Origin of the sequence: Bradyrhizobium sp. SZCCHNRI20481 (genome assembly GCF_032485055.1) — a bacterium.
Classification (GTDB): domain Bacteria; phylum Pseudomonadota; class Alphaproteobacteria; order Rhizobiales; family Xanthobacteraceae; genus Bradyrhizobium.
This window is the reverse complement of sequence record NZ_JAUEUE010000001.1, coordinates 454,163-468,167: the sequence shown is the minus strand read 5'-3', so window position 1 is coordinate 468,167 and position 14,005 is coordinate 454,163. Positions and strand designations below refer to the sequence as shown.

Genomic DNA, 14,005 nt, shown 5'->3' with positions numbered 1-14,005 from the left:
GTTCTATGCTGGGTCACAATGTAGCATGCTCTCGACGTCAATCGTTTGTGTTGATCTGAGTCAATCCGGCGCGAGCTCGGGGCCTTCGCTGCGATTTGGCTCTTTCTGACCTCTATGGGTTGGCTCGCCAGCCTGCGTTGCCATCAGCAGCGAACGGTTCTCGTTGTGGTGAATATGAAGCGGTACGCTGTCGCCAAATATCCGCGGTAGGGCATCTCAAAAATGCCGAGAACATCGCCGGACTGTTAGCAGGTCCGCTTACGCAAATGATGGTCAAAGCCATGATGTGCCTGTCCTCCGCTCGACTCAGGGTAGATCGTAGCAGAAATGCGGCGCGGCGAGATTGCGGGTGACAGTGCACTAAATCGTGCTGGGCCATCCGATGAAGTTGTTTCGTTCGATGGCCGATATTCGTCGTCTGTTCGATGAAGGATGACCAGCTCGCTCTCGGTGCGTTCGCGCCAGCGATTGCGGGATTGCGCTGACAGTGCACTTGACTATCTCGCTGACCAAGGTCGATGCCTCACGGCTGCAAACCATCTCTTGGATTGTCCAGTCATTGGCCGTACGTTGGCTGGCGGAGAGGGAATAGTGCTCAAAGCAAACACCATGGAGAACAGCTGGTCTGATGAACGAGGACGACCCGAGCGATCAAATCTCCCGGATCGAGGCGCAGATCGAGGAGCTTGCCGAGATGGCCGAGTGGTGTCGAAAGATCATCCTAGCCTCGAGGGTCGTGATCTATGTCGGCGCAGGATTGCTGCTCGGCGCGGTGCTGGGCCTGCTGGGATCCAATGCGGTCGTCGCCCTCGGGGCGATTGCCGCGGTGCTGGGCGGCATCGTGTCGCTCGGATCGAACGTCAGCACACTGCGACAGACCATGGCGGCAATGGCCGCCGCCGAGACGTTTCGCGCCGACCTGATCGGCAGGATCGATCTTCGCCTGGTGGGTGACGCGCGCTGAAGCGGATGGCAGCTTCGGTCGCTCGCGCCGCTGGGTGTCGCCCTTCGATCGATCCGTTTGCGGGGGGTGACAGCGCGCGAAACTGACTTCGCCGGCTCAACGTGACGAGGCTCAACGGGCTTCGGGGAAGCGACGCCGGGGAGGGACCTGTCCCGCATGTCGCTGCGCTCATGGCGGGCTACGGGACTGGTCACGGAGGCAGAGAAGGGAGTCCAGCGCCGGGCGAGCGCCGCGAGACCTCGCCCGGTGCCACGCCGCGGTTTCAATCAGAAGCGGCTCAGCGGCAATTCCAGGTCGTTCCTTGCGCGCAAACCGCGTTCGGGCTGTCACCACCATAGATCTGATAGGGGTATTCGCCTTTGCGGTAATAGCCATAGGCGTGGGGGTTCACTCCGTAGTAGGCGGGCGCCTCGTAATACGCCGGGCCGCCGTAGACCGGACCATCATAGTAATCATAGGCGTCGCGGCTCGCGGCGATCGCAAGACCGGTGCCGATGGCACCCGCCGCAAGCGCCGCGCCGACCGCAGCGCCGCCGCCGCCGTGCCAGCGCCCATTTCGCGCGTCGGCACTGGTCGGGGCCAGGGCGCCGATCGCGAGTGCAGTCAATGAAGCAATTGCGGCCGTGCGGCCGAGCAGAGCTGTTTTGGTCGACATATCAGGCCTCCAGTGAAGTGCGCCGTGATCGGCGGATGTCTCCGGTGTCCGGCTCTGCCAAGAACGGTTGACGAATGTCAGAGCCGGCCGGCAAACGGATGATCGATTGCGGTTCTTGATCCGACCTCGCTCGAGGAGCTGGCGACTGTCCAAAGCGAATGTCAGGTCCACCACACTAGAACCGCTGCTGCGCTTCGGAGTTCCGGCCCGGCCCGAACTTCCATGCGATCGGACCGGTGCCGCTGGGCACGCGGAGGAGGGGAATGGCTCATGCTTTGCCGACCCGGCAGCCCGGAGCCAACTCATCACCGTGACGGTGCATTCCAACAACTGAAGACGTTTGAAGGGCGTCGATGATGCTGGCCGCTATGACCCGATGAACTCACGCCATCCCGAGTTGCACGACGGGCAATCTCTGCATGGCGCGCATGCGCCAACTGCCCGTCGAGCCAGTTTGTCGCGGACTCATCACTTGCCACGTCGGGCAAATCACCTCCACATTTCCGCGCATCCCGGCTCGCTGAAGAGGGACGTTTCGCGATCGTCACGAGCGTCGAGCCGGAAGATGCGATGGGCGCGTTGCTCTGCAGCCGGGTGTCACAGCCGGGCCGACGAACGGAGCGATGCGACGGCGAAATGGTGTGGTCCTGGCATCGCGGTGCTGATGCCAAGTCGGCGGTGATGATGATCCGCCGGCGACGGGGGCAAGACAGCCGATCCCCGGGGAGAGCGCCTATAACCCGTTCAAACCGTCGCGCAGGGAAGGCCGGATATTGGGCTGAACCTGTGGTTCTGCCGCGTGCTTTCTGCTGCACGCGGACCGCGGGTATCAGCCGATACCCGGTCTTCCCTGCGCCTCTTCTTCGAGGAGAAGAGGACCAAAGGACGCAAAGCCCGGGTGCCATCCGCCGCGGGAGCGCGACGTCATGGCCTCGCTGTTCGACCTGTTCGGAACATGCGCGTTTGCCGGCAAGCCCGTCATCACGACGCCGCGCGGGAGCAGGGAGGTTGCAGCCATTCCGCTTGGGTGTTCGGACGGCGTCGTCTCACCCCATCGTGGCCAGCCGAACCGCCAGCGCACACGCCCGGTCGTATTCGTCCAGGTTGATCCATTCGTCGATCGTGTGCGGCTCGTTCTGGCCGGTGCCGAAGGTCACGGTGGGGATGCCGTAGCGGACCATCCAGTTGGCGTCGAGGCCGCCATTGCCGGCGCGCAAGGTCGGTGTGGCGCCGATGTCGGAGACGGCGGCCGTGGCGCGCTTGACGACGGGAAGGGTCTCCTTCATCCGGAACGGCGGAAACTCCGTCACGGCCTTGAACTTGACGCGGCCGGACTTGCCGTCGCTGTTGGTGACGCGCTTGGCGGCGGTCTCGAATGCCGCCTTGTAGGCGTTGCTGATCTCGCGGACGAACTTGGCATCGTGGCTGCGGCATTCGCCGCGGACATGGACGTAGTCGGTGACGACGTTGGTGGCGTCGCCGGCCGGGCGGCCTTCGCCGCCGGTGACCGGGCCGACATTGCTGGTGCCTTGCTTGGCGTCCTTGCCCTTGCCCTTCACCACCTTGCCGAACCAGCCGCCGGCTTTGACCTCGGCGAGCGCGAGCGCCAGGATCATGGTGGCGCTGATGCCGCGCTCCGGCGCGACGCCGGCATGCGAGGCGCGGCCGAAGATCTCGACCTCCCAGCGGTCGGCGCCGACGGCACCGATGGTGACGCTGGAGGCCGAGCTGCCGTCGAAATTGAAGGCCATCTCGGGCGCGCCGAGGTCATCCGTGTTGACGTGGCGCGCGCCATGGAGCCCGCTCTCCTCGCGCACGCAGAACAGCAGGGTGATCGGCGGATGATCGAGCTTTTGCCTGACAAGCTCGGCGGCGAGCGTGACGAGGATGCCGCAGCCGCAGCGATTGTCGCCGCCGAGCGCGGTCTTGGCCTGATTGACGATCTTGCGACCAGCGATCTTCGGCTGCGCGCCGGCGCACAGCGGCACCGTGTCCATATGGGTCATGAACATGATCCGCGGCTGATTGTGCTGGCTGCCGCGGCCGGGCAGCTCGACAATCAGGTTGCCGGTCTCGGTCGGCAGCGGAATGCGCGTATTGGCATCGTCGAGCCGCATCGCCTTGGCCGGCACGCCGGCCTGCTTCAGCGCCGCCATGATCTCGCGTCCGATCGCCTTCTCCTGTCCGGTCACGCCCTGGACGGCCAGAAAACGCATCAGACGATCGGTGGCGGCGGCGGTGTCGACGGACATGAAGCGATTCCCATGATGAACGATGTGCCCGGAGCATCCAGCCGGGCGGCCGGTTGCGCAAGGGGGCTCGCATTGGTTTCGCCGCCTGACTCTTTTCCGATGCCTCGATCGTCTTCATGTCATCTGGACATTGGAGCATCAAGATGAGCCTGAAAGACAAGACGATCGTCGTGACCGGCGGAAGCCGCGGCCTTGGCCTGGGAGTCGTGGAGGCCCTCGTCGATCGCGGCGCCAAGGTGACCGTCGTCGCGCGCGGAACCGAGGCGCTGAACGCGATTGCTGCGCGCCTGGGTGTGGCCACGATCGCGGCCGACGTCACCGACGAGGCCGCTGCGCATCGCATCGTCGGCGATATCAGCCCCGACATCCTGATCTTGAACGCCGGCACAACGCCGCTCATGGGCCGGCTGGATCGGCTGACCTGGAGGGATTTCTCGGCTGCCTGGGAAACGGACGTCAAGGCGGGCTTGTACTGGATCCAGGCGGCGCTCAAGCTCCCGCTCAAGCCAGGAAGCCGCGTGCTGGTCGGATCGAGCGGCGCGGCGGTGGGTGGTTCACAGATGTCAGGCGGCTACGGCGGCGCCAAGCGCATGCTCTGGTTCATGGCGAAATATGCCAACGGCGTGTCGCAGGACGACAGACTCGGCATCCGCTTCCAGGCGATCGTGCCGCGCATGATGATCCTCGGCACGGGAGTGGGGGATACGGCCGCGGGCGCTTATGCCGGGTCCATGGGCATCACGCCGGAAGCGTTCGTCGCCCGTTTCGGCGCGCCGATGCCGCCGCGCGCGTTCGGCGATCGCGTCGTCTCCGTGCTGGAGGACCCGCGATTCGCCGATGGTGTCGTGTTCGGTCTGAATGGCGACGACGGTGTGACGGTGATGGAAGGAGCGGCAGCTTGAGTGACGGACCACAGGATCAGCAAGACGCGCGCAGGGCCGAGCTCATGGCCCTGGCAGAGCAGTTGCGGCCCGAGCTGCATCGCTATTGCGCGCGGCTGATGGGGTCGGTGATCGACGGCGAGGACGTCGTGCAGGACACCCTGACGAAGGCGCTCGTCGCCGTGGGCGAGATGCGGGACCTCGCGATGCTGCGCGCCTGGCTGTTCCGGGTCGCGCATAACCGGGCGCTGGACCTGCTGCGCAGCCGTGCGATCCGGGCGGTCGAACCGATCGAGGCCGCTGACGACGTCGCCGATGACGCCGCACCGGATGCCGTGGAGGTGATGATGCGCGACGAGGCGATCAGGACGGCGGTGTCGCGCTTCACGGAGCTTCCGATCCCTCAGCGGAGCGTGCTCATCCTCAAGGACGTGCTCGACGAGCCGCTCGCCGACATCGCGGCGTTGCTCGGCCTGACGTTGGACTCGGTGAAGGCGCATCTCGCCCGCGCCCGCGCGCGGCTCTCGGGGATCAACGCCGTGGCCGAGGCCCGGCCGGCGGCGAGACCGGCGTCCGATGCGGTGGCGCGCTATGCGAGCCTGTTCAACCGGCGTGATTGGGACGGCCTGCGCGCGCTGCTGGCGCACGACGTCAAACTGCACCAGTCCACTCATCCCATCCGTGTCGGCCCGGCCGATGTCGGGATGTTCTTCAGCATCTACGCCGGGATGGACGGCGTCTGGCTGGCGCCCGCCTGGCTCGAGGGCCGGGAAGTGATCGCCGTGTTCGAACGCCATGGCGATCCGCAGCCCAGCTACTTCATGTGGCTGAGCTGGCGCGACGGCAAGATCAGCTTCATCCGCGACTACCGCTACGTCCGCTATGTCATCGCCGATGCAGAGCTGGCACTCGTCCCACTAGTCTGAGCACCCAGGCCGGCAAGGGCTTGATCCACGTCAACGAGGGACGGTCGCGTCAGGACCATATTCTGACGAGAGAGGTCCGAGATGCAGCTCTTCAACTCGACGCGAAGCTACGGCGCAATTCCGCAGACGTTGCATTGGCTGACGGTCGTGCTCGTGGCCGTCGCCTGGGCGCTTGGTGTCTTCGGTGACGTGCTGCCCAAGGGCGCACCGCGCGAATCCGGCCTGTTCATCCACGTGACGGCTGGGATCGCGATCCTCGCGCTTCTGGCCGCGCGCCTGGCTTGGCGGCTGGCCGATCCATCTCCGCCGCCCGAGACGACCGAATTCGCCACATGGATGGGAAAGTGGCAGGATCCGGCCGCGCGTTTCGCGCACTACGCCCTCTATGCGCTGCTCCTTGCCGTGCCTGTCGTTGGAATCGTGTTGCAGTTCGCGCGCGGTGATGCCTTGCCGCTGTTTGGCATCGCCGAGATCGCGTCGCCCTGGCCCAAGGACCGCGCTTTTGCTCACAACGTCAAGGAAGTGCACGAAATTCTCGCCCACGCCCTCGTCATCGTGGCCGCGATGCATGCGGCCGCCGCGCTGATCCATCACTGGATCTTCCGGGATCGGACGCTCCTGCGCATGCTGCCTCATTCGGACGACTAGGGGAGGCGACAGGCCTGTCGGGAATGACGGATTGCGCCGTCGCTTCAGGCGCCGTGACCGAACGGTCGCGATCCGATCGATCACTCCGCTCATGGTTCGGATTGCCAATCCCCCAGGAAACACGGCCGGGAGACTCGCCAATGCTGGAGTATCGCGTCAACGCCCGACGGATCGATGCGCATGAAAGCGTCGCAGACTGCAAGGATGCGACCGTGGTGCTCGATACCGACGTCAAGGGACGGCGGGATGCATTCAACCCGGCCGAGCTTCTTCTCGCCGCGGTTGCCGCCTGCATGATCAAGGGAATCGAACGCGTGACGCCGATGCTCAAGTTCTATGTTCGTGGCGTCGAGGTGCGACTGATCGGCGTCCGTCAGGACAGCCCGCCGATGATGGCGTCGATCGATTACGAGCTGATCGTCGACACCGATGAAGATGACCGCCGGCTCGAGCTGCTTCATCAGAATGTCAGGAAGTATGGAACGATTTCCAACACCGTGGCCGCCGCGACGAAGCTGCAAGGCGTGATCAGGAGAAAGACATGAGCCGTCTTCACGTCCACCCTGAAAGCCACCTGGTGGCGCGGATCGGATGGCTCAGGGCGGCCGTTCTGGGAGCCAATGACGGCATCATTTCGACTGCAAGCCTGATCGTCGGTGTTGCTGCGGCAGCAGCGACACGAAACGACGTCCTGATCGCGGGTGTCGCGGGATTGGTCGCGGGAGCGATGTCGATGGCCGCCGGTGAATATGTCTCCGTCAGTTCGCAGTCGGATACGGAGCAGGCCGACCTTGCACGGGAGCGCAAGGAGCTGAGCGACAACCCCGCATTTGAACGCGACGAGCTTGCCGATATCTACGTCAAGCGAGGTGTGGATCAATCCCTTGCGCGGCAGGTGGCCGAGCAGTTGATGGCGAAAGACGCGTTGACGGCTCATGCGCGCGACGAATTGGGAATCTCGGAGATCACCGCAGCGCGGCCCATCCAGGCCGCCGTGACCTCGGCCATGATGTTTTCGGTCGGAGCCGCCATGCCCTTGCTGATGGTCGTCGTGTCGCCCGCCAACTTGCTGGTCCCGATCGTCTCCGCGGCTTCTCTCGCCTTTCTCGCGGTGCTGGGAGCGATCGGCGCAAAGGCAGGCGGGGCCAACATTCCGCGCGCCACCTTTCGCGTGACGTTCTGGGGGGCCTTCGCCCTGGGTCTCACCGCAGGCATCGGAAAGTTGTTTGGGGCCGTCGTTTGAAGCGCGGGCAAAGCTTGCGTGACGGTCAACGGCGTTACCGCCGTCTCGTGTCGAGGTTGCGGCGGTGTCGCGGTGTCGTCGACGCCGGCATTGTTTCGAGAAATTGAAGACCCAATTCGGTCCAGGCGCCATTATCAACCGGCCCGCGAGCCGCCACATCGGCGTCACGAGCATTCGATGGGCGCGACCCTCACGTCACGAGGACGCCGCCGAGGCGGCAATGCGCCCGATGCCGTGGTCGTGAGGAGCGAGCGGTGGACGGACAGCAAGCGCCGGGCGGATCCCAGCTGACGATTCTGCATGAGGAGCGTCCCCCGGCGGACCCGCGCGCCACATCCAGGGCGTCCGTGGGACGTGCGCTGTGGTCGCTCGTCGGGCTCGGCCTGATGATCGGAATGCTCGTCGCGCTGCCATGGATGGTCGAGTATGTGACCGTCGGCCAATATCTCGTCCACACCGATGACGCCTATGTCAGGATGAACGAAGTCCCAGTCAGGTCGGCGGTGTCCGGCCTGGTCAGGGACCTGCTCGTGACCGACAATCAGGAGATTGTTGCGGGACAGGTTCTGGCGCGGATCGAGCACCGGGACGAGCGCGCCGCGACGGTCGCGCTGAACGACGTCATCGCTCCCGTCGCCGGCGTCGTGGCCGCAAGCGGTCTCCATGTCGGGGACGCCGTGACGGCAGATCGGTCGTTGATGGCGGTGGTCACGCCGGGCGAGTCCCACGTCATCGCTGCCCTCGCGGTCTCCGAGATCACCTATGTCGCGATCGGACAGGCGGTCACGATCGACGTGCCCGGTCTGCCCTCCGTCCGGCTCTATGGGCATGTCGCGGATGCCGAATTGATCGGCGCGGCGTCCGGCTCGCCAGACGGCGAAAGCCGGATTGCGCTGAAGATCAGCCTGCTGAAGGCGGCCATGCCCGCCGGATTGCGATCCGGCATGGCTGTCGGCGCGACGATCCTGACCGGCCTGACCGGGACGGAGCGGATGGTCTCGCAGATCCTGCAGAAGAGGGCGCAGAGGACCTGCCGCTGCGAGCAGGATCTCCAACCCGCGTCGGTGCAGCGGCGCATCTGACCACGGCATCCCCACGCGACGCGCGGCGCCCGCGATCAGCCGCGGCTGAGCTCCTGCACGCCGTCGTGAACCTGGTAGACGACCTTGCCCTCGCGCCAGGCGAACGCGCCGCCGGGCTCGCGGCAGACGATGCCGGCTTCCGGAATCAGCTTGTCGCAGAGCATGACGATGATGTCCTCCAGCGGTGCGCTGGTGTCGTTCTCCTCGGTCATCCGGTCGATCGAGATCTCGCCGCCCTCGACGCCGTCGTCGATGTGGACGATGAAGATCTCCTCATGGCCATGGATGCCATGCGCCGTCACCCGAAACACTTCCCCCTTGTACTCGAATTCCCGAACCATCGCGTCCGCCCATATGAGTTTGTTGATTGCCGTTTCAAGCGGGGACGGAAACTAAGAGCGCGCAGCGCGAGGGTCAAGAAAAGTCGGTGTCGGGAATCCGACAAAATACAACGGGTGCGAACGCATGCCACGGGTGTGCGCGCATGTTCGCTGCACGACGGCAATCCGTGCATGCCGCTCATGCGCGAACTGCCCGTGGAGCCGATTTGTCGTAAACTAATCAATTGCACTCGGGCAAATCACCGTCACATTTCCGCGCATCCGGCTCGCCGAAGAGGGACGTTTCGCGATCGTCACGAGCGTCCGGCCGGGATCGCGAGCCCATGTGTGAGGCCATGTGTGCCGTCTGATAGTCGAGCGAAGAATTCGCGGTGCTGCGGGACGATGGCGGGCTCAGGCGCCCGCATCATGCGCTTTGATGACCGCCACGAATGCCTCGCCGTAGCGCGCGAGCTTGACCGTGCCGGCGCCGGGGATGCTCGCAAGCTCCGCGACGGAGCGCGGATGGCGGGCCGCCATTTCGGCTAGCGTCTTGTCGTGGAAGATGACGTAGGGCGGCACGTTCTGGGCCTTGGCGAGCTCCATCCGCCGGACGCGCAGCTTCTCGAACAAGTCGCGGTCGAGGTCAGGAAATGTCGTCGTGGTCTGCCGCTCCCGAGCCTTGCGGTCGCGCCTGGTCTTCTTCAGCACGCGCAGGCTGAGTTGCGGCTTGTCGCGCAGGAACTGGCGGCCCTCGGGCGAGATCGACAGGCCGCCATGGCCGGCGACGTCGACGCTGATCAGCCCATGCGCGACGAGCTGGCGGACGATGGAGCGCCAGGCGTTGCGGTCGTGCTCCTTGCCGATGCCGAAGGTGGAGAGCTTGTCATGGCCGAGCCGTTCGATGCGCTCGTCCGTCTCGCCGAGCAGCACCGCGACGACGTGGGCCTGGCCGAAGCGCTCGCCGGTGCGGTGGATGCAGGACAGCAGCTTCTGCGCGGCGATGGTGCCGTCGAAGGTCTCGGGCGGGTCGAGGCAGATGTCGCAATTGCCGCACGGCGCGCAATCGTCGCCGAAATAGCGCAGCAGCACCTGGCGCCGGCATTGGCAGGTCTCGGCGAAGCCGAGCAGCGCATCGAGCTTGCGGCGCTCGGTGCGCTTGCGCGCATCGGGCGCGTCCGACTCATCGATGAAGCGGCGGCGCAGCGCGATGTCCTCGGCGCCGTACAGCATCAGGGTTTCCGATGGCAGGCCGTCGCGGCCGGCGCGGCCGGTCTCCTGATAGTAGGCCTCGATGCTGGACGGCAGATCGGCATGCAGCACGAAGCGCACGTCGGGCTTGTCGATGCCCATGCCGAAAGCGATGGTGGCGACCATGATCAGCCCCTGCTCGAGCTGGAAGCGACGCTGGTTCTTCTCCCGCGCCTTCATCTCCATGCCGGCATGATAGGGCAGCGCCGGAAAGCCGTGGTCGCTGAGCGAGGCGGCGACCTCCTCGGTCTTGCGCTTGGACAGGCAATAGACGATGCCGCTCTCGCCCTCGCGGGATTTCAGGAAGGCGAGCATCTGCTGCATCGTGCTGGTCTTCTCCGCCGCGCCGTAGCGGATGTTCGGCCGGTCGAAGCCGGCGATGAAGCTGTTGCCGTCGCCGATCGAGAGATGCTCGACGATCTCGGCCCGCGTCGGCGCATCGGCGGTGGCGGTGAGCGCGATGCGCGGGATCGTCGGGAACAGCCCGGCGAGACAGTCGAGGGCGCGGTATTCGGGCCGGAAATCATGGCCCCATTGCGAGACGCAGTGCGCCTCGTCGATGGCGATCAGCGACAGTTGCGCGGCCTTGAGACGCTCCAGGTTCTCCGGCCTGAGCAGCGTCTCGGGCGCCATGTAGAGCAGGTCGAGCTCGCCGCGTTCGATGTCCTGCCACAGCAGGTCCTTCTCGGCGCCCCAGAGCCGCGAGTTCAGCGCCGCGGCCTTCACGCCGGCCTGCCGGAGCGCGGTGACCTGGTCCTCCATCAGCGCGATCAGCGGCGAGATGATCAGCCCGAGGCCGGGACGCGCCAGCGCCGGGATCTGGTAGCACAGCGATTTGCCGCCGCCGGTCGGCATCAGCACGAAGGCATTGTGTCCGGCGATCACGTGCTCGACGATGTCGCGCTGCCGCCCGCGAAAGCTGTCATAGCCGAACACGGCCTTGAGGATCGAGAGCGGATCGGCGGTCATGGGAACGCACTTCTTCGGCAGACGGAGGGACTGGATAAGTCCCGTTGCGGGACGCCGCCGTCAAGCGAAAGCTGCCCGATGACGCGCATTTCAGCGGCGCGGAGAAGCATGGCGGGGACAGTGGCAGGGGCGCGTTGGACAAGCCGACGAGTTATGGCAGAATCGACTTGCATCGCATTATGTTCCGATCCTGATACGAGCATGGGCTGCCGGGGCGAGCTGGGTGCCTTGGCACCTCGCCGGGCGCAAGGTGGTGCTGGTCGATGCCGATCCGCAGTGGTCGGTGGTGCGGCTCGCCGAGCGGCAGCGTGCGCTCGCCATGCAAAGCTCGGGCGCGTGGCGCCGCGAGATCGCGAAACATGTTGAACCGTTGGAATTCGCTTCGACGTCGCCGTGTCGTATACGGTGGCGGTCGGTCGAGGCCGGTCCGCAAAGAGACGCGCGCGCAGAGTTGGTGACGAGGGTGCTTGCAGATCTGTTTGAAGGCCCGGTCGTGGTCGTGGCCTCCAGCCTCTCGCTGGCGGACGACGAACTGTTTGCCGAGGAGCGCGCTCATGTTCAAGCCGCGGTCGCCAAGCGGCGGGCCGAGTTCGCGACCGCGCGGGTCCTGGCGCGCAGGGCGCTGGCCGCGCTCGGAGCTCCGCCGGTGGCGCTCGTCCCGGCGCCGGATCGCGCGCCGGTGTGGCCGCCGGGCTATGTGGGAAGCATCTCACATTGTGCCGATCATTGCGCCGTGGCCGTAGCCCGAAGCAGGGATGTCTCGTCGCTCGGACTGGATGTCGAGGACCTGCGCGAGCTCGATCCGTCGATGCGCGACCTGGTGCTTACGCCGGCCGAGCGGCGATGGCTTCGCGCGCAGCCGGACGCCTTGCAGCCGATGCTGCCGATCGTGATCTTCAGCGCGAAGGAAGCCTACTACAAATGCCAATATCCGATCACGCGCGGCTTCCTGGATTTCCAGGACGTCGAGCTCACGATCGCATGGGCGGCAGGCACGTTCGAGGCGCGCGTCGTGAGAGAGGGATGGCCGGCTGCCATTGCTCGCCTCGCCGGACGCTTCCTCATCGCTGACGGCCGGGTCAGTTGCGGCGTGACGTTGGCGAAGGGCTGATCGCGCGGATGCAGCCTGGAGTTGGGCCGAGCCTGCGTCCTGGCGGCTGCGCCGGAGAGCCGCGCCATCGCCATCCCGGCAAACCTCCGGACGACGAGCAGCTTACCGCAGTCGCTAAACATGATGCGCTGCAAACGTGGCGAAAATGCGCTTGACATGTTTAGTCATTCGCAATCTACTAAACAAAATACTTAACTCGGACGGATGGTCCGGGGCCACGGGGAAACGCTTGCGGCTCGCGCTGTCGTTGTGACGGCGCCGCTCGCCGCGGGCCATGCATCGCCGTCACCCACGCGAAGCGGGGACGGCGCCAACAGGGAGGGAGTGCCAGATGAAGTTGCTGCAGACATTTGCACTGACGGCGACGGTCGCCGCCGCGACCGTGCTCGGCGCATCCGCGCCGGCACGCGCCGAAGGAAAGACCATCACCTTGTGCTGGGCCGCCTGGGACCCGGCCAATGCGCTGGTCGAGCTGTCCAAGGACTTCACCGCCAAGACCGGCGTCAGCATGAAGTTCGAGTTCGTGCCGTGGCCGAACTTCGCCGACCGCATGCTCAACGAGCTGAACTCCAAGGGCAAGCTGTGCGACCTGATGATCGGCGACTCCCAGTGGATCGGCGGCGCCGCCGAGAACGGTCAATATGTCAAGCTCAACGAGTTCTTCGATAAGGAAGGCATCAAGATCTCCGACTTCATGCCCGCCACCGTGGCCGGCTACGCCGAATGGCCGAAGGGCACGCCGAACTACTGGGCGCTGCCGGCGATGGGCGACGCCAACGGCTGGACCTATCGCAAGGACTGGTTCTCACGGCCCGAAATCCGCGAGGAGTTCAAGAAGAAGTTCGGCCGCGAGCTCGACGTGCCCAAGACGCAAGCCGAGCTGAAGGACATCGCCGAGTTCTTCCAGAAGCGGGTGATCGACGGCAAGACCGTCTACGGCGCGGCGATCTTCACCGAGCGCGGCTCGGAAGGCATCACCATGGGCGTCACCAACGCGCTCTATCCGTTCGGCTTCAAGTATCAGAACCCGAAGAAGCCGTATGACATGCAGGGCTTTGTCAATTCCGACGACGCCGTGAAGGGCCTCGAATTCTACAAGGCGCTGTACAAGTGCTGCACGCCGCCCGGCTATTCGAATGGCTACATGCAGGAAGGGCTCGACGCCTTCAAGTCCGGCCAGGTCGCGCTGCAGATGAACTGGTTCGCCTTTTTCCCGGGCCTCTACAAGGACCCCAATGTCGGCGGCGACAAGATCGGCTTCTTCGTCAACCCGGCGCAGAAGGAGAAGGGCTCGCAGCTCGGCGGGCAGGGCATCTCGGTGGTGGCCTATTCGCCGAACCGTGCCGAGGCGCTGGCCTACATCAAATGGTTTGCCTCGCTCGACACCCAGAAGAAATGGTGGGCGCTCGGCGGCTATAGCTGCCACAAGGGCGTGCTCAACGACCCCAACTTCAAAAACACCGCGCCGTTCGCCGCCGACTTTCTGGTGGCGATGGACCAGGTGGTCGATTTCTGGGCCGAGCCGTCCTACGCGCAGCTCCTGCTCGCCATGCAGAAGCGCGTCCACGACTATGTCGTCGCCGACCAGGGCACCGCCAAGGGCGCGCTCGACGGGCTGATCGCCGACTGGACCAAGGTCTTCAAGGAGGACGGCAAGCTCTGATGGCCGCGGCACCTCGCGCACACGCGGGATTCGCCACGAC

Annotated in this window: 13 protein-coding genes; 9 read left to right on the top strand and 4 right to left on the bottom strand. The window is 65.3% G+C overall.

What is annotated here, in order from left to right; all coding sequences use genetic code 11:
- Nucleotides 1-628 precede the first annotated feature (628 nt).
- Nucleotides 629-964 carry a hypothetical protein gene (locus tag QX132_RS02305; RefSeq protein ID WP_316159967.1) on the top strand — a complete coding sequence of 112 codons (336 nt, stop codon included), beginning with the start codon at nucleotides 629-631 and terminating at the stop codon, nucleotides 962-964.
- A 277-nt stretch (nucleotides 965-1,241) separates the two neighbouring features.
- Here the strand turns inward: QX132_RS02305 and QX132_RS02300 are convergent, their stop codons facing one another.
- Nucleotides 1,242-1,619 (bottom strand): hypothetical protein, encoded by a 378-nt coding sequence (locus QX132_RS02300; RefSeq protein ID WP_315770966.1) that lies wholly within the window; start codon nucleotides 1,617-1,619, stop codon nucleotides 1,242-1,244.
- A 1,046-nt stretch (nucleotides 1,620-2,665) separates the two neighbouring features.
- Nucleotides 2,666-3,871 (bottom strand): M20/M25/M40 family metallo-hydrolase, encoded by a 1,206-nt coding sequence (locus tag QX132_RS02295; protein ID WP_316159966.1) that lies wholly within the window; start codon nucleotides 3,869-3,871, stop codon nucleotides 2,666-2,668.
- 143 nt (nucleotides 3,872-4,014) lie between these two features.
- Here QX132_RS02295 and QX132_RS02290 point away from each other — a divergent pair, with 143 nt between their 5' ends.
- From QX132_RS02290 to QX132_RS02265, 6 genes are all read left to right on the top strand, one after another.
- Nucleotides 4,015-4,773, top strand: coding sequence for an SDR family oxidoreductase (locus tag QX132_RS02290; protein ID WP_315813171.1), 759 nt, complete (start codon nucleotides 4,015-4,017; stop codon nucleotides 4,771-4,773).
- Nucleotides 4,770-5,678: a sigma-70 family RNA polymerase sigma factor gene (locus QX132_RS02285; protein ID WP_316159965.1), complete on the top strand. Its 909-nt coding sequence runs from the start codon at nucleotides 4,770-4,772 to the stop codon at nucleotides 5,676-5,678. Before QX132_RS02290 ends, QX132_RS02285 begins: the two co-directional genes overlap by 4 nt.
- Before the next feature lie 81 nt (nucleotides 5,679-5,759).
- Nucleotides 5,760-6,326, top strand: a complete 567-nt coding sequence (locus QX132_RS02280) for a cytochrome b (RefSeq protein WP_315770973.1) — start codon at nucleotides 5,760-5,762, stop codon at nucleotides 6,324-6,326.
- 140 nt (nucleotides 6,327-6,466) lie between these two features.
- Complete coding sequence (locus QX132_RS02275; RefSeq protein WP_316160002.1) at nucleotides 6,467-6,871, top strand: OsmC family protein; 405 nt, start codon at nucleotides 6,467-6,469, stop codon at nucleotides 6,869-6,871.
- Entirely contained in the window at nucleotides 6,868-7,569 is a 702-nt protein-coding gene (locus QX132_RS02270; protein WP_315739274.1) for a VIT family protein, read from the top strand. The genes QX132_RS02275 and QX132_RS02270 overlap by 4 nt, the downstream gene beginning before the upstream one ends.
- A gap of 347 nt (nucleotides 7,570-7,916) precedes the next feature.
- The gene (locus tag QX132_RS02265) at nucleotides 7,917-8,651 is read left to right on the top strand and encodes an HlyD family efflux transporter periplasmic adaptor subunit (protein ID WP_315777413.1); all 735 of its coding nucleotides are present in this window, start codon (nucleotides 7,917-7,919) and stop codon (nucleotides 8,649-8,651) included.
- A gap of 35 nt (nucleotides 8,652-8,686) precedes the next feature.
- Here the strand turns inward: QX132_RS02265 and QX132_RS02260 are convergent, their stop codons facing one another.
- A complete protein-coding gene (locus QX132_RS02260) occupies nucleotides 8,687-8,992 on the bottom strand; it encodes a hypothetical protein (protein WP_315739276.1) in 306 nt (101 codons plus the stop codon).
- A gap of 393 nt (nucleotides 8,993-9,385) precedes the next feature.
- Nucleotides 9,386-11,191 (bottom strand): DNA helicase RecQ, encoded by a 1,806-nt coding sequence (gene recQ / locus QX132_RS02255; protein WP_315739277.1) that lies wholly within the window; start codon nucleotides 11,189-11,191, stop codon nucleotides 9,386-9,388.
- Nucleotides 11,192-11,414: 223 nt separating this feature from the next.
- On the opposite strand from recQ, the gene QX132_RS02250 reads away from it, so the two are divergent.
- On the top strand, nucleotides 11,415-12,302 hold the full coding sequence (locus QX132_RS02250) for a 4'-phosphopantetheinyl transferase (protein WP_315777414.1): 888 nt from the start codon (nucleotides 11,415-11,417) through the stop codon (nucleotides 12,300-12,302).
- Between the two features lie 331 nt (nucleotides 12,303-12,633).
- On the top strand, nucleotides 12,634-13,965 hold the full coding sequence (locus tag QX132_RS02245) for an ABC transporter substrate-binding protein (RefSeq protein ID WP_316159964.1): 1,332 nt from the start codon (nucleotides 12,634-12,636) through the stop codon (nucleotides 13,963-13,965).
- Nucleotides 13,966-14,005 lie beyond the last annotated feature (40 nt).

Coding starts and splice junctions, on each gene's coding strand:
- QX132_RS02305 (WP_316159967.1), top strand. CDS start 629: ATGAACGAGGACGACCCGAGCGATCAAATCTCCCGGATCGAGGCGCAG.
- QX132_RS02300 (WP_315770966.1), bottom strand. CDS start 1,619: ATGTCGACCAAAACAGCTCTGCTCGGCCGCACGGCCGCAATTGCTTCA.
- QX132_RS02295 (WP_316159966.1), bottom strand. CDS start 3,871: ATGTCCGTCGACACCGCCGCCGCCACCGATCGTCTGATGCGTTTTCTG.
- QX132_RS02290 (WP_315813171.1), top strand. CDS start 4,015: ATGAGCCTGAAAGACAAGACGATCGTCGTGACCGGCGGAAGCCGCGGC.
- QX132_RS02280 (WP_315770973.1), top strand. CDS start 5,760: ATGCAGCTCTTCAACTCGACGCGAAGCTACGGCGCAATTCCGCAGACG.
- QX132_RS02275 (WP_316160002.1), top strand. CDS start 6,467: ATGCTGGAGTATCGCGTCAACGCCCGACGGATCGATGCGCATGAAAGC.
- QX132_RS02270 (WP_315739274.1), top strand. CDS start 6,868: ATGAGCCGTCTTCACGTCCACCCTGAAAGCCACCTGGTGGCGCGGATC.
- QX132_RS02260 (WP_315739276.1), bottom strand. CDS start 8,992: ATGGTTCGGGAATTCGAGTACAAGGGGGAAGTGTTTCGGGTGACGGCG.
- recQ (WP_315739277.1), bottom strand. CDS start 11,191: ATGACCGCCGATCCGCTCTCGATCCTCAAGGCCGTGTTCGGCTATGAC.
- QX132_RS02245 (WP_316159964.1), top strand. CDS start 12,634: ATGAAGTTGCTGCAGACATTTGCACTGACGGCGACGGTCGCCGCCGCG.